The sequence below is a fragment of the Blastocatellia bacterium genome (genome assembly GCA_035573895.1).
GTDB lineage: Bacteria > Acidobacteriota > Blastocatellia > HR10 > HR10 > DATLZR01.
Window position 1 is genome coordinate 17,643 of sequence record DATLZR010000014.1, and the last position, 21,392, is coordinate 39,034.

Annotated in this window: 14 protein-coding genes; 6 read left to right on the forward strand and 8 right to left on the reverse strand. The window is 59.3% G+C overall.

Features of this window, described 5'->3' with window-relative positions; genetic code table 11:
* Positions 1–218: 218 nt before the first annotated feature.
* Positions 219–2,144 (forward strand): M61 family peptidase, encoded by a 1,926-nt coding sequence (locus VNM72_01615; protein HXF04095.1) that lies wholly within the window; start codon positions 219–221, stop codon positions 2,142–2,144.
* A gap of 166 nt (positions 2,145–2,310) precedes the next feature.
* On the opposite strand, the gene VNM72_01620 is transcribed toward VNM72_01615, so the two are convergent.
* Both VNM72_01620 and VNM72_01625 read right to left on the reverse strand, forming a co-directional pair.
* Positions 2,311–6,018: a TonB-dependent receptor gene (locus VNM72_01620; protein ID HXF04096.1), complete on the reverse strand. Its 3,708-nt coding sequence runs from the start codon at positions 6,016–6,018 to the stop codon at positions 2,311–2,313.
* Positions 6,019–6,326: 308 nt separating this feature from the next.
* Positions 6,327–10,028: a carboxypeptidase-like regulatory domain-containing protein gene (locus VNM72_01625; protein ID HXF04097.1), complete on the reverse strand. Its 3,702-nt coding sequence runs from the start codon at positions 10,026–10,028 to the stop codon at positions 6,327–6,329.
* Positions 10,029–10,810: 782 nt separating this feature from the next.
* Here VNM72_01625 and VNM72_01630 point away from each other — a divergent pair.
* A complete protein-coding gene (locus tag VNM72_01630) occupies positions 10,811–11,611 on the forward strand; it encodes a urate hydroxylase PuuD (protein HXF04098.1) in 801 nt (266 codons plus the stop codon).
* Between the two features lie 847 nt (positions 11,612–12,458).
* Here VNM72_01630 and VNM72_01635 read toward each other — a convergent pair.
* The 4 genes from VNM72_01635 to VNM72_01650 all read right to left on the reverse strand — a co-directional run bounded on the left by VNM72_01635 (position 12,459) and on the right by VNM72_01650 (position 16,744).
* A complete protein-coding gene (locus VNM72_01635) occupies positions 12,459–12,788 on the reverse strand; it encodes a hypothetical protein (GenBank protein HXF04099.1) in 330 nt (109 codons plus the stop codon).
* 115 nt (positions 12,789–12,903) lie between these two features.
* The gene (nadA, locus tag VNM72_01640; GenBank protein HXF04100.1) at positions 12,904–13,944 is read right to left on the reverse strand and encodes a quinolinate synthase NadA; all 1,041 of its coding nucleotides are present in this window, start codon (positions 13,942–13,944) and stop codon (positions 12,904–12,906) included.
* A gap of 142 nt (positions 13,945–14,086) precedes the next feature.
* Entirely contained in the window at positions 14,087–15,679 is a 1,593-nt protein-coding gene (locus VNM72_01645) for an OmpA family protein (protein ID HXF04101.1), read from the reverse strand.
* Positions 15,680–15,709: 30 nt separating this feature from the next.
* A complete protein-coding gene (locus tag VNM72_01650; GenBank protein HXF04102.1) occupies positions 15,710–16,744 on the reverse strand; it encodes a VWA domain-containing protein in 1,035 nt (344 codons plus the stop codon).
* 225 nt (positions 16,745–16,969) lie between these two features.
* Between VNM72_01650 and VNM72_01655 the strand changes: the two genes are divergently transcribed.
* A complete protein-coding gene (locus VNM72_01655; GenBank protein ID HXF04103.1) occupies positions 16,970–17,491 on the forward strand; it encodes a hypothetical protein in 522 nt (173 codons plus the stop codon).
* A 240-nt stretch (positions 17,492–17,731) separates the two neighbouring features.
* Here VNM72_01655 and VNM72_01660 read toward each other — a convergent pair whose 3' ends face one another.
* On the reverse strand, positions 17,732–18,247 hold the full coding sequence (locus VNM72_01660; protein ID HXF04104.1) for a tRNA (cytidine(34)-2'-O)-methyltransferase: 516 nt from the start codon (positions 18,245–18,247) through the stop codon (positions 17,732–17,734).
* 228 nt (positions 18,248–18,475) lie between these two features.
* Complete coding sequence (locus VNM72_01665; protein HXF04105.1) at positions 18,476–19,069, reverse strand: sigma-70 family RNA polymerase sigma factor; 594 nt, start codon at positions 19,067–19,069, stop codon at positions 18,476–18,478.
* A 166-nt stretch (positions 19,070–19,235) separates the two neighbouring features.
* Between VNM72_01665 and VNM72_01670 the strand changes: the two genes are divergently transcribed.
* The 3 genes from VNM72_01670 to VNM72_01680 all read left to right on the forward strand — a co-directional run.
* Positions 19,236–19,712: a YraN family protein gene (locus tag VNM72_01670; protein HXF04106.1), complete on the forward strand. Its 477-nt coding sequence runs from the start codon at positions 19,236–19,238 to the stop codon at positions 19,710–19,712.
* A gap of 76 nt (positions 19,713–19,788) precedes the next feature.
* Positions 19,789–20,808, forward strand: a complete 1,020-nt coding sequence (locus tag VNM72_01675) for a polyprenyl synthetase family protein (protein ID HXF04107.1) — start codon at positions 19,789–19,791, stop codon at positions 20,806–20,808.
* Positions 20,809–20,863: 55 nt separating this feature from the next.
* Positions 20,864–21,392 (forward strand): hypothetical protein (locus tag VNM72_01680; GenBank protein HXF04108.1); only part of this gene is annotated, 529 nt, incomplete at its 3' end.

Here is a 21,392-nt window from a genome sequence, read left to right on the forward strand (position 1 = left end):
CGTCTGCCAACGGATCAAAGGGGCCAACTGATGAGCGATCCGCTGGAACCTTTCATCCGTGGGGAGATCATTTTCAAGGGAGTTCCTCATGGAAGCCAAGCTTCCACCGGGAAACCATGAAAAATCTCACCGCAGAAGGACACGGATGGGCACGCCGTGAAGGGGACGATCCGCGTTAATCCGTGTCCATCTGTGGTGACTGTCGGAGGAGGATAGCGATGACACGATACATCTCGGTCACTCTCTTCATCGTGACGGTTTTGCTCATCGGGAGTTTTCCGAGGACCGGCGTCCTCGCGGTTGCTCGTGCAGCGGGCCAGATCCCGCCCATTGTTCTTGAGGTGGACGCCCGGGAAGCTCCGCGGAAGATTTTGCATGCGCGGCTGACGATTCCGGTCACACCGGGACCGTTGACCTTATACTATCCCAAATGGCTTCCGGGAGAACACGGACCGACCGGACCGATTCTCAATCTGGCGGGATTGAAACTGAGTGCCGGAGGTCAGACCATTTCCTGGCAGCGTGATCCGGTGGAGATGTACGCCTTTCACTGTCAGATTCCCGCCGGAGCCCGCAGTCTCGAGGTGGCCCTTGATTTTCTTCTGCCCGTCGGTGGGGATGGATTCACCTCGGCCGCGTCCACGACGGCACAGCTTGCCGTCATCAACTGGAATCAGGTGCTGCTCTATCCCCAGGGGCGCCGAACCGATGACCTCCTCTACGCGGTGCGACTGCAGTTGCCTTCGGGCTGGCGCTACGCAACGGCTCTTCGCAAAGCGAGAGAATCCGCCGGAGTGATCGAGTTCGAGCCGGTCTCGCTCACGATGCTGGTGGATTCGCCGCTTCTGGCTGGAGCCCACATGCGCACGATCACGCTGACGACCGAGCCATCCCCGCCGACCTTCATCCATCTGGCGGCGGATAGCCCGGAGGCGCTGGAAATGAGTCCGAAGATGATCGCGGATTTGAAGCAACTCGTCAGCGAAGCTGGCGCTCTCTTCGGAGCCTACCACCACACCGAATATCACTTTCTTCTCGCCCTGAGCGACCATGTCGCCCATTTCGGTCTGGAACATCATCAGTCGAGCGATAACCGCGTGCCGGAACGGACGCTTCTGGAGGACGCCCTTCGGAAAGTCCACATCGGCGTTCTCTCCCACGAGTACGTGCACTCCTGGAACGGCAAATATCGCCGTCCGGCCGACCTCACGACGAGCGACTACGGTCAGCCGATGGTGGGCGATCTACTGTGGGTCTACGAAGGGCTCACGCAATATCTGGGAGGCGTGCTGGCGGCGCGCAGCGGACTGTGGTCGCCGGAAGAGTATGAGCAGGCGCTGGCCGTAGCAGCGGCATCGCTCGATCACCGGCCGGGACGAAGCTGGCGGCCGCTGGCCGACACGACGCGAGCGGCTCAGATCCTCTACGGAGCACCGGCGGCATGGGATGCCTGGCGTCGCGGCGTGGATTTTTACGACGAGGGGTGGCTTCTCTGGCTGGAGGTTGACGCGATCATCCGCAGTGAAACCCGGGGCGCTCGGTCGCTTGATGATTTTTGCCGCCGCTTTCACGGAGGGACATCCGGCGGCCCCACGGTCAAACCGTACACCTTTGACGATCTTGTGGCGACGCTCGCCGAAGTCGCTCCCTACGACTGGCGCGGCTTTTTCACAACGCGGCTGGCTGCGACAACACCACGAGCGCCGCTTGGCGGCATCGAACGAAGCGGCTGGCGCCTGGTCTATCGGGAAACGCCTTCCGATTTCCAGCAGGCCCTCGAACAGGTCAGCCGAATCCTCGATCTCGCGTACTCGCTTGGCCTGCGCCTGCGCGATGACGGCCTCATTCTCGATGTGGTGCCGGAGACCGTCGCCGCTCGCGCCGGTCTCGGTCCGGGAATGCGGCTCGTCGCGGTGAATGGACGACGGTTCGCTCCCCACATTCTGCGAGCGGCCCTCCGGGCAGCCAGGACCAGTTCGGATCCCATCGAGCTGCTCGTCGAAAGCGAAGAGTTCTACAAGACCTATCGGCTCGCCTATCACGAGGGCGAACGGTATCCTCACCTGGAGCGCGACGCGTCGCGGCCCGATCTCCTCAGCCAAATCCTCAAACCGCGCCAGACCCGTATCGCCACCTCTCGATAATATTCACGAACACAACCGGAGCGATCCCTCGTCACAGAGGGGCGCTCCGGCACAAAAGGGGGACCTGTTTCCCGGGACGTCTATCCCTACCCCGCCATGGGGAAGCGTAGCGGATAAGTCGGGGAGACTTCAGGGGGAAGAAGTCTCCCCGACGCTCACTCACCTTTTACCAGTTAATGGCCAGGGTAAAGGTGATGACGCGCGATCCTCCGCTTTGACTGTTGATGCGAGCGAAGGTCGCGGAATCAAAGGTCAAACTGCCGATGGCGAAGTTGGTGTTGTTGAAGGCATTGATGAAGGCCGCCTTGAATTCCACGTTGGCCTTCTCGGTGAAGTACGTGCGCTTGATGAGCGAAAGATCGGTCTGGAAGAAGCGCGGACCGTTAATGGACGCCCGCGGGAAGTTCCCAAACGTCCCCGGAGCAGGAGAGGCGAGGAGTCCTTCCTTGAGCGTCGCCGTTTGCAGACGACCGGCTGAATCCACCGTGATGTTAAGCAGCGCCGGATTGATGAAGAACACTCCCGAACCGGTGCGGAAGATGCCGAAGTTCTTCTTGAACTCCTCGAAGCTGATGCCGACCAGTTGAGCAGGGTTCAGTTCCGGATTGAAGTTGTTGAACGTGGAGCGGCCGGAGAAGACGGCAATCGGCGGCCGGGACTGCCAGTTGATGATGCTTCCCACGGACCACCCTTCGATGACCTTGCGGATGACTCCCGGTCCACCGGACCAGAAGCGACGGCCCGGTCCGACCGGCAGCTCATAGAGGAAGTTGGCGATGAACCGGTGCGTCTGATCGAATCCGGAGCGGTGGCGATCCAGCCGAGGATTGCGCAGCGTGCGGAAGGATTCGAGCGTGCTCTGGCTGCCCTCGCTGTCGGTGATGGCCTTGCTGAAGGTGTAATTGGCCTGGAGGTAGAGTCCGCTCGACACCCGCCGCCGCAATTCGATCTGCAAGGAGTTGTAGTTGGAGAACGAGGCATTGGTCAGCAGCCGCGCGAAGGCGGCAAAGGGATTGGCCACAAAGAAGTTGGGCGGCAACTTCGCTCGATTCGCCGCGTAGGTCGGGCTGAAAGCGAGCGTTTGCGCCATCGCTCCCACGTTGTTGTTGACAAGCGCCGTGATGAAGGTCGAGCTGGCAAAACCGACCGAGGCTGGCAGCCCGCTGAACAAGGTCGAGAGGATCGGCAGCGGAACCGTTCCCGGGGCCCCCGGAGCGAAGCTGCGTCCCCCGTTGATCTCCAGGTTCTTTTGCGCGTTGAGGAACTCCTGCAGGAAGCCGTTCTCGAAGATGTTGACCTCGTTATAGTCAATGGCGCGGAAGATCTTCACGGCGTGGTTGCCCACGTAGCGGATCTCCAGAGCGGTATTGCGCGCAATCTCCCGCTCGATGCCGAACGACCACTGCTGCACGTAGGGCGTTCGGAGGTTCGGATCGAACGTCCAGAGGCCGTTGTTGGGATTGACGGCGAAGTTCTCCGCATCGGTCACCGGCATCTTGAACGTGGGGGTCGGCAAAGGAACGCCCGCCGCTGTGAGCACGCCCGTCGGCGTCGTATTGGCCACCGTCTGAATCAAACCGGGATTGGTGGTTCCTACGCCCAGCGCGTTGCTCACGACGGTGAACCCATCGCGGAGATAGCTGATCGAGAAGCCGGCGCGAATGGCGCTCTTCCCTTCACCGCCGAAGAGCCAGCGCAAGAGCCGGTTTTTCGGCTCCGGCGAGTAGGCGAATCCGATGAAGGGAGCGAAGTTGTTCGTATCGTTCTTGTAGAGAGGTCGTCCGGTCTTCCCGCTGACGAAGTCAATGATCGTCGGCGCTGATCCCTTGAGCACTCCGGGATTGAACAAATTGCCCGGTCCCGAAATGCCGAACAGGCCCGCCACCCCGCCGAGCGGTTGAATCGCCAGCCCGTTGGGGATTGTCGGCACGGCCAGGAATTCGTAGCGCACTCCGTAGTTGAGGGTAAAGTTGCGCACAATCCGCCATTGATCCTGGAAGTAAAAGCTCACTTCACGCTGACGGAAGACGCGCTCGCGCGTGGCTCCGGGAACGAACCCCGACGTCGGACTGGTGACGTTGAACGTGCGTTGAGCCGAACCGAGCAGCCCCACCAAATCACGGTAGATCGGTCGGGCGCGATTGACAATCGCCGTTCCCGTAGCGCCGGCAGGGAGATTCGGGAAGGCGGTGTTCAAAATGCCGTCGGGATTAGCCGTGTTCGTCCCCAATGCGATCGTCGGGTGAATCCCCGCATCGTTGAAGGTCACCGCCGAAATGGAGACCGCTTCTGCTCCCATGCGGAACGTGTGCGTCTTCCTCACCCAGGAGAAGTTGTCCACGAACTGATAGACGAGCGTATTGCGCCCCTGGGACATGAACGTCAGCTCAGGTGTCGTGACCGAACCGAATGTCGTGAAAAACGGCTTATCCGGGGGAGCTTCGCGCAAAAATCCCACCGGCGCTCGCTGATGCCCGTAGCGAACCTCATTGGCAAACGACGTACCGAAGGTGGAATGGATGGCCGCCGCCGTCAGCCAGCGCGTGGACTCCTGAAAGGCATTGATACCCCCAGGGAATGGGGACTCCAACCCGTTGAACGTGTCGGGCGTCAGGATGAAGTGGGCGCGATGCAGCACCCACTCGAGCTTGTGCGATCCCCACCTGTCGAACAGCTTTTGGTCAATGCGCAAACTGATCTTGTCGTTGTTGTTGACGCCCGCCACGTTGTAACGGAAACCGGCGGTATTGAGCCCATCTCCCACGAGCGTGTTGTTCGGCGCCGGCATTGCATTCAGCACCGCCGACGTGATCGGATTGAGCGTCTTCACATTCCCGATCTGGAGCAGATTGACGGATTGAAGCTGACCATTGGCTCCGATATAGCGGAAGATCCCCTGTCGTGCTTCCGGCGTGAGAACCGTTCGGTTCCGGGTGGCCGAGAAGGGCTCGCGGAATCCTTCGTAGGAGAAGAACCAGAAGCTCCGGTTCCGTCCGTCATAGATCTTGGGCAGATAGACGGGACCGTTGGTGACGAACCCGAACCAGTTCTGGAGCTGGATCGGTCGTGGAGTCCCCGTCGCATTGTTGAAGAACGAGTTGGCATTGAGATTGTCGTTGCGATGCTGCCAGAAGACCTTCCCGTGGAACTCGTTGCCCCCCGAAGGCGTGACAATACGCACCTGAGCGACGCCACGACCCGCATCTGATCCCACCGTTCCAATCGTCACGCTGAACTCATTGGTTGATTCCAGCGAGGGAGCCGTGATGGCAAAGAACGAGTCAGTCTTCACGAAATTGTCCATCGCATTGATGCCATCCTGGGTGACGTTGGTGGCCGTGCCCCGCAGCCCCCCGACGGAAGCACTGCGCGTGTCAGTGCCGATGACGGCAATGCCCGCTTGCAATCGAGCCAGCTCAATCGGATTACGGTTGGGCAGAGGAAGATCTCTCACCTGACGCGCATTGATGACATTGGTGAGCGTCGGGCTGACGGTGTTGATCACGGCTTGTGCCTCCCCAACCACCGTGACCTCTTCTGTGACAGCTCCAACCTCAAGGCTCACAGTGATCCGGGCCGGGATGGACACTTCGATGACCACGTCCTGGATTTCAGCTCGCTTGAACCCCTGAGCTTCTACGGAAACGGTATATCGGCCGATGGGGAGCGAAGGAAGGACAAATGCTCCCTGAGCATCGGTCGTGGCGCGAAACTGAGCCCCCGTGGCAATGTTTTTCACCGTCACAGAGGCGCCGGGAATGGCCGCGCCGACCGGGTCCGTCACGATCCCCGTTAAGCTTCCCGACGTCTGACCAAACACCGGTACACTGCTGAGCATCAAAAGCGTCAACAAAACAGCGATATGGTGTCTCACCGTGTTTCCCTCCTTAGCTTCGTGTTGAAAAACGGAAGGCGTTAAAACCGCTTTGCGCTTCCGACACTGAAAAAGGCAAACGGTGTGCCACATCGGTCCCCATAAGGTAACTTCCTGAGGCTCCAGCAATTACAGGGTTACAAAAATTTGCAATGACAGGAGTCTTTCCATTTTTTCGGAAAGTCCATCCGAAATTTTGGACGACTTGCGGGTTCACCCCGAACCCGGAGGGACTTTAAGAGGGGGAGAGACTCACGATGCCGGCGGCTCTTTGCAGAGGCGGCATCGTGAGTCCTCCAGATCAGCTCTCACCAATTGAATCGCGCCGCCAGTTGGACGATACGAGGATCGTAGGCTCCGTTGGTGCCGGAGATGCGACCGAAGTTTGTACTGTTGATGTTGGTCGTCGGTCCACCGAAGCTGACCGTGTTGAGGAGGTTGAAGAACTCGGCGCGGAATTGGAAGCTTGTCGTTTCAGTGATCCGGATGCTCTTGATCGCGTTGAAGTCGAGTCGCCAGAATCCCGGGACGCTCAACACGCCGAAGCCCAGCGAACCCAGTCGGCCCGCTGCAGGATTCCGGAAGATTTGCGTATTGGCGCGACCATCCGGGCCGATGAGGCTCGGGTCGAAGTAGAAAACGCCGTTGCCGGTTCGCCGCACGCGCACGAGCCGGCGAAGATCCTCAACGGTCATGCCGACGAGGTCAACGGTATTGCTCCCCGAACGTCCCGCGCGGTTGAGCGTGCCACGACCGGAGACAAACGAGAGCGGTTGCCCGGTATAGGCGATCAGGATTCCTCCGATCTGCCAGCCGCCGAAGACCCGCCCCACCCAACTGCTCGTATTCAGGAAGCGCTTGCCGGGACCGAACGGAAGCTCGTAAACAAATGTGGCGTTGACCCGATGGCGAGTGTCGAAGCTGGCGCGGCTGTATTCGTAGCGGGGACTGCGCAGCGTCACGAAGGCGGAGAAATTCGAACCGGAGCCTTCAAAATCCGTCAGAGCGCGTCCGAACGTGTAGTTGACGTTGAACTGCAATCCCGATGCCAATCGGCGCCGCAGCTCCACCTGAAGAGAATGGTAGTTGGAGCTCGAACCGTTGGTGATCACATCGGAGAAGGACGCCTCCGGGTTCACGACGAAGAAGTTGATCGGCAACCCACCGCGCGGACCCGTGAGCGCATTGAGGAAGTTCGTGAAAAGTTGATTGGCGAACTCGCCGGCCTCGTTTTGATCGAGCAAGGTGATGAAGGTGGAATTGCTGTAGAGAGCGCCCGATGTCGCTCCGAAGATCGCCGCCAGGATCGGCAGGGGGACTTGACCGGGAAGCCCTTGATTGTCAAATCGAGCCCCTCGTCCCATCTGACGGCTGATGGCAAGGTTTTGTTGTGCGGCCAGGAATTCCTGGAGGAAGCCGTTCTCGAAGATGTTCGTTTCGTTCAAATCAATCCCGCGCCAGAGCTTCAGACCGCGATTGCCGACATAACTGACTTCCAGAGCCAGGTTGGGCGTGAGCTCGCGGGCGATACTGAGCGACCACGTTTGCACATAGGGCGTGCGGAGGTTCTCGGCGAAACCGAAGATCCCGCTGCCTCGATTGTCACGGAAGTTATCCAGTTGAGGAATGGGCACGCGGAAAGTTGGAACAGCCGGGACGGGGAATCCATTGCGGAACGAGGTGAACTGCGCTCCTCCCCGAATTCCCTGATCTGCCGTCGTGAGGGAGATCGTCTTGATGAACCCCGCATTGCTTCCTAAAGCGTTCGTGATGACGCTGGCGCTCTCGAGCGAATAAGCGATGGAGTATCCACCGCGAATGGATCCTTTGCCGGCTCCGCCCAGGAGGATGCGAGTTAACCAGTTGCGCTTCTCCGGCGCCCAGGCAAAGCCGAACGTCGGCGAGAAGTTGTTGTAGTCCTCGTTGAAGAACTTCCGCCCGTTGGATGAGCCGGCGAGATCAAGCATCACCGGTGACCCCGCGAGCACGCCCGGACGAAACAGGTTGCCCTTGCCTGAAACTCCGAAGAAGGCCGCTTCCCCGCCGACGGGCTGGAGCGCCAGCCGATTCGCTTGATCCGGCACACTCATATACTCATAGCGAAGGCCATAATTGAGCGTGAGAGTCGGCCTCGCTCTCCACGAATCGGAGAAGTAGAAACCGAGGTAATTCTGACGGATCTTGTTGAAGAAAAATTCTCCTTCAACGAACCCCACCTTGGGATCCTTCACGTTGAAGGTGCGGGTCGTGCTGGCGATCTGACCGATGAGGATCGAGTAGACGTTCTGCGCCAGGCTGCGCGTCGTCGCCGTGCTGCTGGGGAAGGCGCTGGCGGGCAGTGCCGACGGATTCGCTGTGCTGACGCCGAGGATCAACCGCAGAATCGTCCCCGTGGTGCTGGTCGTCTGGTTGGCTGTGATCGAACGAAAGTCGCCGCCAAACCGAATCGTGTGTCGTCCTCGAATCCAGGAGAAGTTATCGAGCCACTGGAAGTTCCGCGTGTTGCGCCCGCTGGTGACGCTGATGAGCTGAGGATCAACGATCGTGGGAAAGTCAATGAAGACCTCCCGCCCCGCCACCTGGAACCGGTCCGGCTCCGTCCCGAAGATCACCGGAGCCGTCTGGAAGCCGAATCGAGCCTCATTGACTTTATTCGCTCCGAAGGTCGAGCGCAGAGCAAAGGAACCCGTCCGCCGCCACGAATCCTGGAATCCTCCCTTCATCCCGGGGAAGATGGGCTCGAATCCATTGAGCGTATCATTATCCGTATCGAAGCGGACGATGTGCAGGATTCCCTCGACCGTATGAGTATTGTTCAACCGCCAATCAACCCGCCAGCTCGGCCGGATGATCCGGGTCTTTGTCGGCACATTCCAACGAAAGCCGCCCGTGACCAACCCGTCCCCGATCTGGAAGTTATTCGGCAACGGATACCTGTCGCTGAGGATCTTGGTCGTGAAGGGATCGGCACTAATACCTCCCGCCTGGAACAGATCCACCGTGCGAAGCTGCCCGTCAGTACCGATGTAGCGAAAGATTCCTCGTCGCGCCTCATCCGTGAGGACTGTCCGATTGCGCGTCACTTCGCTGGCCTGCGTGGTGATGTCAAGTGACGTCCAGAGGAAGACTTTGTCCTTGATGATGGGGAAGCTCGCGCGCCCACCGAATTGGTTCCGAATGAGCTTCTCGCGAGGAGTCCCCGTCAGGTTGTTGAAGAAGCTATTGGCATTGAGCACGGTGTTGCGGTGGAACTCGAAGAGACTCCCATGAAACTCATTGGTGCCGCTCGGTGTGACCATGCGGATGAAGGCCGCTCCGCTACCGGTCGCCGAAGCATCGGTGGTACTCGTCGTGATGCTGAATTGCTCGACGTTCTCCACCGTCGGCGAGGAGATGATGAAAAAGCCATCACCGGATCGGAGAAAGTTGTCCTGCACGTTGATCCCATCTTGCGTGATGTTGATGACCGACTGACGCAGTCCGTTGATGCGTGAGGCCCGCTCTCCGCCCGACGTCGAAATCCCCGCAACGGTCGTGGCGATGGTGATGGGATTACGCGCCACCAGTGGCAGATCGAGAATTCGCCGCCGGTCAACGACAGTGGTCAGCTCCTGGCTGCTTTTGTTGATGACCTCTTCACCGGTGCTGGTGACGGTCACCTCTTCGACCACACCTCCCACTTCCAGCTTCACGGTCACCGTCGCATAGGTCGCCACATCAATCCGCACATTCTCCCGAACGAACTTCTTAAATCCCGGGGCGTCCACCGTCAGCGTGTAGACCCCGACGGGCAGAACCGGGAAGATGTAGACACCCTGTTCATTGGTCTCGGTCGTCCAGGTCGCATTGGTCCCCACATTGCGCACCTCGACTTTGACGCCCGGCAGGTAAGCCCCCTGGGGGTCTTGCACTGTTCCATCCAGACGCCCTGTATTGGCTTGCCCCCGGACGGCAGTAACTGAGACCACGACCAAAAGCAAAGAAAGGAAAAGTCGCAGAGGATGTCTCATTGGTTTCCCTCCTTAGTTTTGGTTGTCCCGCGTCAAAAGCAGCGGAAAGCACAATGCGCTGTACTTTCCGCGACCAGTTTATGCAAATCCCGTGCCAAGTCAAGCCTAATAAAGCAAATTACTGATCTGCTTCTCGTTAAAAGAGCAAAGGTCAGATTCGCTCCGCCCGATCTTCCATTTTTTCGGAAAGTTCATCCGAAATTTTGGATGAGCATGCCGCAGGCAGCCGATGGCGGCCCTGACAGGGGCACGTCTGAAGGGAGACGTTCCTCGTCGGAGCAGGTCGTACTGTCTCAGTTTACGAGCCGTCTCCCTGTGAGGGCTCTTGAGTCCGCATTGATTCGCGGGTGATCAAGGCGGTGCTCCTGATGACCCCGGCTATGTCGGATACCACTGAGCGGTAGTGGTAGAATGGCATCGGGAGGACTTCCGCAAGGAGCCACATTGTTTATTGCCAGCGCGCCCACACGTCGGGAGACGCGCCGGTGAAAAGGTGCTCCCAAAGATGCATTGACAAAACTCTGGCTAATTTTTATCATCATGCACCTGGCGATACAAGGAGGATGATGGGCAAGCAGCAGGCGATCTCGGTTTGCTCCCTGGGTATCACGGGAATGTTGTTCTCATGTGATGAAGGAAGGCCATCACATCTCTCACCGGAGGGACACAAACAATGAGGGAGAGGGCGTCGCGTGTGACCTCCGGCAGAAGCAGTTGCAGGTGAACGACAGAACGTCATGAGCTGGGCTCATGACGATTCTCGAGCAGCAAAGGAGGGGGATATGCTGACACTACCTGTGATGGGTCTCATTGTGCTTTTGCTCCTTCAGCCGGAGCAGGGGCTCATTCATGCTCCGGATGCAACCTCCATGTTTAAGATTGCGCTGCGGTGGCTTCACTTCGCCGCCGGAATTACCTGGATCGGGCTCCTCTATTTCTTCAACCTGGTGAATGTGCCGGTGATGAAGAAGCTCGATCCCGCGACCCGAGGGAAAGTGGTTCCCGAGTTGATGCCGCGAGCCCTGTGGTGGTTTCGCTGGGGCGCGGTGGTGACCGTTTTGGTGGGATTGACCTACTATGCCATGTATATTCTTGCGTCGGAAGCGGAGAATGCGGGATTCAGTACCTGGAGCCTGTTTGGCCAGTGGCTCCTGGTGGTCATCATCGCCTGGGCGATCATCTACGGCTGCCTTCAGCCCGTCTCCGGCGTCCTCAACAAAGGGGCCGTTCTCGCCGTGATTGATGCGGTGGTCGTTCTCGTGATGTTCTATGTGTTGCTGAAGATCATGGGCACGACCAGCGAGGCCGGGAAGACACTGGGGAACAAATCGCTCTCGATCGCCTTCGGCGGTGGGCTGGGCATCATCATGCTGCTCAACGTATGGGGCATTATCTGGCCGGCGCAGAAGCGGATCATCGCCTGGACTAAAGAGAACGCCGAAAAGGGCACGGCCATGCCGCCTGAATCCGCCAAGCTTGCCCGCCGGGCCTTTCTCGCTTCGCGGACGAATGCCTGGCTCTCGTTGCCGATGCTCTTTTTCATGGGTACGTCTCACGGCGATTACATCTGGTTTGCCCAGTAGGGATGAGCGTTTTCGCGGCGCACCATCCGATGAGCCGACGATGAACAAAAGCGCCAGGCTCAGGTGATGAAGTCTATTTCCTGCGTTCCTCCTGATGCTGCCAGCAACGGCTCCCGGGAGGAACGCGACGCTGGCAGGGCTGACCGCTTCTTGTACGTGCGCCGCAGATGGTATAGCGGGATTCAGAAGAATCAGTTCTGTTCGTCGGAGGCACAGCGTCCCCATTTGTGCGAGGAAGAGCGTGCTCATTGGAAGGAAGGACGTGCTCAATGTGAAGGGGTGGAGATGATTGGCGGGCCGGCCGCTGACTGATCATCCCGACGACAAATCCCAGGAGAAAGCCCGATGCCAGAATGAAGCCCAGAAGTGTTACGCGGACGAACCGCCATTTCCTCGCGCAGCCGTCGCAGAATTGGCGGCTGTGCCATACGCGCCAGCGGAGGCGCTCAATCCGCTGACCACACTCCGTACAAAAGCGCGGCCTGTACATCGCTTTCGATCATGCCCCGGAGAAGAGAACTCCCTCCGTGCACAGACCCGGATTGACGTATCACGGGAGCCGGCAAAGGAACGATTTCCCCCTGCGACTCCTGTTGCTCAAGCATAAGCAATGAGTCGAACCTCTGGCAACACGCTCGAAGGTGAGTCGTGTACCCTGCCGCGAAGAGATGAATACGCCCGGTCCACCGGCGCCGATTGCCGCGGCAATCGTGGCCGTACCGATCGTAGTAATGGGAGCGACCCGTACACCCGCGACGATCACACCGGGGGTGAACAGCAGATCCACCTGCCCGAGAAGCTCTCCCTCAATCATGCCATAGCGCGAGTGGCTTCGCGGATGGCCGGATCAATTCCGCGAATCCCCGCGAATGTGGTTGCGCCCAATTAGCAAGAGGGCATGCAGCGCAAGGGCCAGAATGGCCGCCCCGCCTCGACCCCACCGATCAACGGGATCGGAATGAGAAATCCGAACAGCGCAGGGCCGGGAATCGTTCGAATCATGTTGATGAATCCCATCACGGGCTCGCGGAGCGGGAGATGGAGGGATGAGATAGATCGCGATCGGAATACCGATCGTCAGAGCGCTCCCCGTGGGGAGAGCAACCAGTTCGAGATGCTCCATCGTCAATCGCCGGATTCCCTGACCGTCGTGCGAGAAAAATCCAGGGATACTCATAGAAGCGGATCCCGTGCTCGTTGCCTTTGAGCCGGACCGATAAAAATCCGGGGAGAAAGATCCGTCTTCTTTTTCCGAGGTATTTTTGACGATGGAGCAAGTGCTCCGGGGAGAATCACGCCAGCGCCAGCATTCGGTCCAGCGACCGGCGGGCATCGGCGGCAACCGCCTCAGGCACCGTGATCCGATAGATCAGTTTCTGGAGCGAGCGAAGGACTTTGTCCAGCGTGATGCACTTCATGTACTCGCACAGGGCATCCTCCGAAACCGGGTAGAACTTTCGATCAGGGAAGAGGACCCGGAGCCGATAGACCATTCCCTTCTCCGTTCCGACGAGGAACTCTCGCGCCGATGATTTCTCCACGTGGCGAATCATTCCCTCGGTGGAGAGGAAATAAGAATTTCGCGGCAAATTGTCGCTCATGGCGCGGGCCAGGCAGGTTGTGGCGCAACCGCACTCCGGGTGAATGAGCAGATCGGCCTCGGGATGTTCTTCCCTCATGCGGTCAATGGCGGTCTCCTTGATCTTGGCGTGAACGTGACACTGCCCCGGCCAGAGCTGAAGTGGACGCCGGGTCAATCCGCTCACCACCGCGCCGAGATATTTATCGGGGACGAAGAGAATCTCCCGCTCGGGAGGAACCGCCCGGATGACGTCCTGAGCATTACGCGACGTGCAGCAGTAATCCGATAGAGCTTTCACCTCGGCGGTGGAGTTGACATAGGTCACCACCACTGCATCGGGATTTTTCTTGCGCCAGGCTCGCAGTTGATCGGCGGTGACCGAGGCCGCCAGCGAGCATCCCGCCTCCAGATCGGGCAACAGAACCGTTTTGGACGGGCAGAGGATCGCTGCCGTCTCTGCCATGAAGTGAACACCGCAAAAGACGATCACCTCGGCATCGGTCCGGGCCGCCTGCTGACTCAGTCCAAGCGAGTCGCCGATGTAATCGGCCACTTCTTGAATTTCGGGAAGCTGGTAATTGTGGGCCAGAAGGATGGCCCGCCGCTCGACTTTCCAGCGGAGGACCTCGTTGGCCAGTTCCGCCAGCTCCTGGCAGAATTCCCGACGGTCATAGCGACCCGGATAGAGATCGGCCGCGAACCGGTTGAACCGGTCGTAGAAGTATTCGCCCGTCAATGGTGCGTGGCTCATCTCCCGTGCGTCCGCGTCAAATCACAATTCTACCCGAAGTCGGGGAATCGGGAAAATGGAGAAACCAAATCCCGACGTGGCGCCGCAACCTCGCTCAAGTCCTGATTTCAACACCGACCAAGCGACGCCGTACGGATTCGCATCATTTCCTTCGGATGACAATCTCCACCCGCTGATTGCGGCGACTCGCCGGAGCCGTCGGTGCTTTGACCAAAGGGGCTTCTGCTCCACGTCCGACGGGGATGAGCTTATCCCCCGGAACCCCCTTCGACAGGAGATAGGCGACGACGGCAGCAGCGTTTGCCTTGGATATTTCCCGGAGTCGTTCCGCCGGTCCGGGCCCGCTCACATGTCCTTCAACGGTATAGGTGCCCAGGGGGAACGTAGCTAAAACAGTAGCGATGTAATCGAGTTTGGGCAGAAAGGCCGGATTAAGCTCAGGCACGCCTGATGCTGGCCGACGCCCGGCGAGGAACAATTCGTCGTTAGGAAGAACCAGAACGAAATCGTCTCCGTCGTCGCGAGTCTCCACCACGCGGGTCAAGGCGACTTTCGCCCGGTATTCGTTAATGGAGATGCTGCTTTGGCGAATCGCATCGAGTTCCGCCTCCAGAGCACGCTGTCGTTGTTCAGCCGCCTGCCGAAGGTTTTGTTCCTCGGAGAGTCGTTTCTGAACGGCATCCAGTTGCTCCCGGAGCATCCGTTCGGTTTGGTCGGCCTGAGTCAACCGGCTCTGTGCCCGTTCCAGCGAGGCGGCGAGGTCCTCGGCGCGAGCCCGGAGTTGATGCAATTCGTCAGTTTTTTGATCGAGGGTCCTGGTCAGTTGCTCGATCTCTTTCCGAGCGGCGGCCAGGTTTTCTTCCGCTTCTCGCGCGCGTTCCAGCGTATCGGCCAGAGAGGACTCTTGCTTCCGTCGTTCGGCTGATTCTCTTCGCTCGCGAGCCCGACGGCGAGCGACCTCGACGCGAATGATCGCACGGCGGGCCAGCACGGCGGCTTTCTCGTCCAGTCCTCGATCAAACGCCCGCTCCGCTTCGGCCAGAAGATCTTCAGCCTGTTTGAACTCGGCAGAAGCATGCTCTTCGACCCGGAAGTAACGACCGATATCGAGGGCGCGTCGGGCTTCTAACAATTCAACCGGTGTTTCCCGGTCTCGCTCAGTGCTCAGGCGGTCTTCCCGCCAGGGAACGCTCTCCAGACCAATATCGCCGCGGAAGCTCACTTCGACCGGTTCCGTCTCCAATCCTTCTTTTTCATCGGGGGGAGCACTGGCCAGAACGACCTCTCGACTGGGCGACTCGACCAGAAAATGAGGCTCCGCCGTCATGACGATGCAGAATGTCCGATGGCGCGTCGCCGTCTCGATGGTTCCACCCCAGGATCGGGCGAAGATTCTTAAAATGCTCGTCTTTCGCGGGCGAAACTCGCCGATGTTCTCGGTCAGGCCTTCGGGCGTCACGGCCCAGAAGACGTAGGTTGTATACTGGCGCTGGCTCGGCGGATCCAGCTCTTTGACGTTGAGCGTGAGGCGAGTGATGCCGTCCTTGTATTCCACCGTGGCGGTTCCATTGGTTCGAGGATAGCGCGTCGTCCCTCGCAGTTTCAGTTCGACTTTTCGATCTGTTGGAAATGTGACGGCCGTCGCGCTGAAACGGAGATCGCTTCGCTCCTGCGACAGAGCCACCGGAGCAGCGAGAAAGATCACAGCAATGATGTCTCGAAAACAGCGTCTCATGGTCGGCCTCCCCTCGGTCCACCTGCGGAGTCATCGCTCCTTCGGGGCGACGTAACCGGCGCGGTGGGCCACCGTCCAGTTCTCGTGGTCACGAATTTTCACCTGAAGCCGGCGGAAGCGCCCATCGCGCGCCGAGTTTGTTGGATAATAGGCCACCAGGTACTGACTGCTCAGGTCTTCCGCGATCTGATCGAATGCGAGGCGAAGATCGTCCTCGCTCCGGGGATAAAAAGCTCGACCTCCCGTGGCCTGGGTCAGCTCGTTGAGGACCTGAGCGTTGACATCGGCAAAGCGAAAGGAATCGCTCAGGCCAATGGCATAGATGAGGACTCCTGCTCGTTGAGCGCGTTCAATGGCCTCCGCCAGCTTATGCTCGGAGGACGTATCGTGCCCGTCGGTGATGAGGATCAGCGCACGGCGAATCCGATTTTCGTTGCGCGCCCGGACCCGCCGGGCGGTGGGTCCATCGAGGACGTCCTCGACGGTGATATAGATGGCATCATAGAGCGATGTCCCCTGACTGGCATAGCCTTCATCCCGGCGAACCAGCGACTGAAGGGCTTCCGCCAGTCGGGCCGGATCGCTTGTGAGCCCTCGATGCAGCTCAACCGTGCTGCGGAAACTCACAAGGGCCGCATAGTCCTTTCCCCAGCGGAACGTCTCGGCGAAGAACTTCTCCGCCGCTCGACGCTCAGCGGGCCAGTTGAATTCCTGACTTCCGCTGAAATCAATCGCCAGCGCCAACACCATCGGCACATCTGTATTCCGTCCGAAAAACTCGATCTTTTGAGGGACCCCATCCTCCAGCACGACGACGGACTCCGGCGCGAGATCGCGCACGAAGCGATTCTTCTCGTCCGTCACGGAGAAGACAACGTCAACGAGTGTGCTCCTCAGGTCAATGGTTGGCTCCGGAGGTTCGGGCGGAGGTTTTTGAGGCGTCTCCTGGGACGAGACCGAAGCAATTTCTGTGCGAGTCAGAAGCATGAACGGATTTGGTGTGGCCCCGGCCATGCCCATGACGGCGACGCCGAGAAAAACTGCTCTGATCAACTTCGCACCCATGGTCTCACCGTGTCCGCTCAGTGCCTGGGCATTGTACCACATCGCCTCCGCTCAGCTACAGCGGCGAATCGGCGGGATTGTCTTCCGCGCCTCCGGGGCCGGAGAACTAAAGTGATTTCCTCCCCTGGCTGCCAGTGCCCAGAATTCTTTGTAACCGTCACAGAGGCGATGGCGTCTGTAAGTCTGGATGTAAGTGACACACAAAGTCAGCAAGGAGGTTGAACGATGAAAAAATCACTGGTATGCCTGGTTGCACTAGCGATGCTGGTCGGCGCCGTCGTCGCTCAGGACAAGACCCCCAATTTCAGCGGAACGTGGGTCCTCGATCGGTCCCAGAGTGATCCGCCCGGAGGTTTTGGCGCAGGGCGCGGCGGTGGCGGTCAGATGGCCAATGCCGAGGTCCTGCTCATCATCGAGCACCAGGAACCGACGCTCAAAATCAAACGGATCATCAGGACCGAACAGGGAGAGCGCACGCAAGAACTCGTCTATACCACCGATGGCAAAGAGAATAAGAACCCGGGAATGCGCGGAGCGGAGGTGAAATCGAAGTCGAAGTGGGAGAAAGGGAAACTCGTGACCAAAGCCTCGCAGACCATTGAAACGCCGCAGGGGACAGTGGACCTGGAAATCACCGAGATTCGGAGCCTCTCCGAAGATGGAAAGACGTTGACCGTCGAGATTACGACCGTCACACCGATGGGCGAGCGCAAGCGCAAAGAAGTGTACGTCAAGAAGGAAGGCTAGGGCGAGCCCTTCAGCAGATTCCATTCGGAGTTCGGGCCTGTCTGTTCCACCATTAAGACGAGGAGCGCGGACTTTCCCGTCGGCGGAAAGAGCACGGACGGGAAAGCCTGCGCCACACTGCGGAAGCGGTTTTAGCCACAGATTTACCGATTTTTCACCGGGAGAACCCCATCGGTGTGAATTCGCGTCATCCTGTGGCCTTCCTCGGAGGGGGGTCGGCAAAGGGAGCCAGCATAACTGCTAGCCTGCCCGACATTCGATCTGCCGCAGGGCCTCGTACATGACGATGGCTACGGCTGTCGCCAGGTTCAGACTGCGCACATGGGGCGAGCGCATCGGGATCTTCAAGGCGTGATCCCAGTTGGCCTCCAGTAGCTCACGCGGTAGCCCTCGCGTCTCGCTGCCGAAGACCAAACAATCCCCCGGTTCATAGACAACGGAGGTATAGGGCTTCTCGGCTTTGGTCGTGTAGTAGAAAAATCGCGCTCCCGGCAGCACGGCATAAAGCTCCTCCATCGAGCGATGACGACGAAGGTCCACGTAAGGCCAGTAATCCAGCCCCGCACGCCGCACCGATTTTTCATCAATGTGAAAGCCGAGCGGTCCCACCAGGTGGAGGGCGACCTCATTGGCGGCACAGAGCCGGGCGATGTTGCCGGTGTTGGGATGAATCTCCGGTTCCACCAGAACAACATGAAGGATGGGCGCGGGTCGTGGTTGTGCCCCCCGCTCGTTCCTTTCTCGATCTGCGTTCATCTCCCCTGATGTCATCTCGGCTCCCGGCAAAAGTATACGACATCTGCGAGAGAAATGACCGGGATATTACTCCTGATTCCGGCCCTCGATGTAAACCCGGGGGACTTTATTGTGGATGCCCGTTGTGTGCGGCCTCCGGTCGTGAGAGGTTGATTCGGCGCAGCTGGTGGGAGAAAATCAGGGCCGAGCTTTCGCGGGCAGCGGCAGGCTTCCATCCTCATGAGGGCGTCACGACTCCCGTCCGTGAGAGGGAAAACGCCGGTGCGACCGGCAGAGAGAGCGACGAACTTTCATTCGGGCTTTGTGCAGTTGCGACTTTGTGGCTCCCACGCTGATGCCGAGCAGGGCGGCGATCTCATCATGACGATAGCCTTCGACATCGTGCAGGACGAGTACGGTGCGATACCCGCGCGGCAAATTCCTGATGGCCCGCCAGAGGGCGATGCGATCAATCGGCGAGAGCCCCTCATGCTCGCGCGCCCGCGCGTCAGCGATTTTTCTCACTTCGTCCCGATCTTCCGCCAGCTCATGACGCACCGAGCTTTTCCGCAGATGCATCAGGGCGCGATTCACCGCGACTCGATACAACCAGGTGGAGAAAGAGGAATCCCCCCGGAAGCTCCCGAGCTTTCGGTGCACCAGGAGGAAGATGTCCTGAGTCAGGTCCTCGGCATCATCAACGCTGCCGGTCAGACGCAAGCAGAGGGAATAAACGCGCCGACAGTAGCGGTGATACAGTTCTTCAAAAGCCGAGGCATCGCCCGTCGAAGCACGGAGGACGGCGCTTTCGACCTCTCTCGGCGTCGTTGCTACACTCATCATCCTGGCATCACCCCCCTTATGTGATTCGGACTTGAGAATACGCCTCCTGGCGATCCCTCACAATCAGAGGGAATCCCATCGGGTTGTCAGAAGGGGATGATTCTCGTGTCGGCGTTTGTCCTACGTCCCCGAAGGAGCGCCCGAACCTTGCCCCGAGAGCCGATATGTGTATCATCAAACGGGAATGAACGACCGGGAACGGGACAAGAGGGCGGCGGTGGAGCTGGGGCGACGAGGGGAACAGTTTGCTCTCGAATACCTGAAGCATCGTGCCGGATACCGCATCGTGGCCACCAATGTCCAGATTCCCATCGGGCGGACGCGCCGGGGGACACCGATTGTCGGCGAGATTGACATCGTGGGCTATGATGGAGATGTGCTCGCTTTTGTCGAAGTCAAAGCGCGAACGGCGACCGACATCGCACGACCGGAAGCAGCCGTTGATCGGCGAAAGCAACGGACTCTGGCGCGAACCGCTCGCGCCTATCGCCGAGTGTTGCGACTGGAAGCAGTCTCCTATCGGTTCGACACCGTTGCCGTCGTCTTCGGTGAGGGATCTTCTCCTGACATCACCCTCACGAAAGGGTCGTTTGGCGACGTGACAGGGGGATCGCTTCACCCGGCTCCGTTCTACGAGGAGTAGCCTTTGTCACTCCCCGGGCGAGTATGGTAAAGTCATCGGCTCCTGTGGGCGACGGAGGTTTGGGGAGACATCGAGGATGACGGTTCCAACTGAAGTCAGCGTGCGACAGCAGGCTGAACGCACAGCCGATGAATTGTTTTCCCTCATCAAGGAGGATCTGGCGGAGGTGGAGCGGGAATTCACCCGCCATGTCAGCTCCCACGTTCAGATCGTGGCCGAGATCGGCCGGTATCTCCAGGATGGCGGGGGCAAGCGCGTTCGCCCGGCGCTGTTGCTTCTGGCGTCCAAACTCTGGGGGCAACCGACCACGGCCCACATCATTCGCATGGCCGTTGTGGTGGAATTCATTCACACGGCGACACTCGTTCACGACGACATTATTGACGGTGCGGACACACGACGCGGTCGCCCCTCGGTCAACGCCCGCTGGGGGAATCAAATCACCGTCCTCATGGGCGACTGGCTCTACATGATGGCTTTTGAGCTGGCGCTCGGAGAACGCAACTTTCGAATCCTCGACATCCTGACGCGCCTCACGCGCGAGATGACCGAGGGAGAACTGATTCAACTCACCCACATCGGCAATGTGCGCATCACCCGCCCGGAGTATTTCGACATCGTGCGCCGGAAGACGGCATATCTCTTCAGCGCCTGTACGGAGATCGGAGGGCTCCTGGGGGGCGCGAGCGAAGCCGAGCAGCAGCGGCTGCGGAATTACGGGCTCAACCTGGGCATCGCCTTTCAGGTGATTGACGATATCCTCGATTTCACCTCCACCGATCATGTCCTCGGCAAGCCGGCGGGAAACGATTTGCGCGAGGGGAAGGTCACGCTTCCCTTGATCTACCTGGTAGAGATGGGCGACACGCGCACCATCGAGATGATCGAATCGGTCATTGCCGACGGGGATTATTGCCGGGTGACGCGAGCCGATCTGGTCAGTATCCTCGAATCGCGCGGCGCGATTGAGCGGGCACGAGCCGAAGCCCGCGAGTATGCTCAGCGAGCCTGTGAGTGTCTGGACGGATTAGCGGCGTCCCCGTACCGGGATGTCCTCTACTCGCTCGCCCGATTTATTGTGGAGCGTCGGAACTGATGACGGAGCCTCGCGGGTGCTGGGGACGGTCTTCGTGCTTCGGGGGGAATCATGCATGAAGGATGGCTCACGGCAGGTTCCCTGGAGAGCATGGCGAGCCAGCCTCTCCGAAGCCCGTTTCGTTGAGCGTGTCAGGGACTGGGCTCGCCTCTCGGAGGACGAGCGAACCATCGGCGCTCGATTTCATGAAGCCACCTGCAGTTTTCTCGTCCTGGCTGGAGATTTTTACGCCGAGGCCCGCGGATGCGTCCTCGCGGAAGCGAATCTCCCACCGGCTATTCTCCAGGAACCTCGCTTGCAGCGACAGCTCTGGGGATTCTTTCTCGCGTCGAAAGCGACGCTGGACGCGCTGGCGCGAGAGATCAATCTCGTTTACTGGGCCCTCGATCCGCTCAAGCGGTTTTTCAACCCTCTTGACCGACAACGGTGGGTGACGTTTTACACCGTACGGGAGAGGGTGATGCTCCACGCCGGCGAGGACGATCCGCTCCTCCCTCTGCTCGTGGAGCGAACGCGCTCGCCGGCGGGGGATCGCCCCTATCGGGATTTGAGTCACTTCGCCACTGCCTGTCTCTTCCACCCGC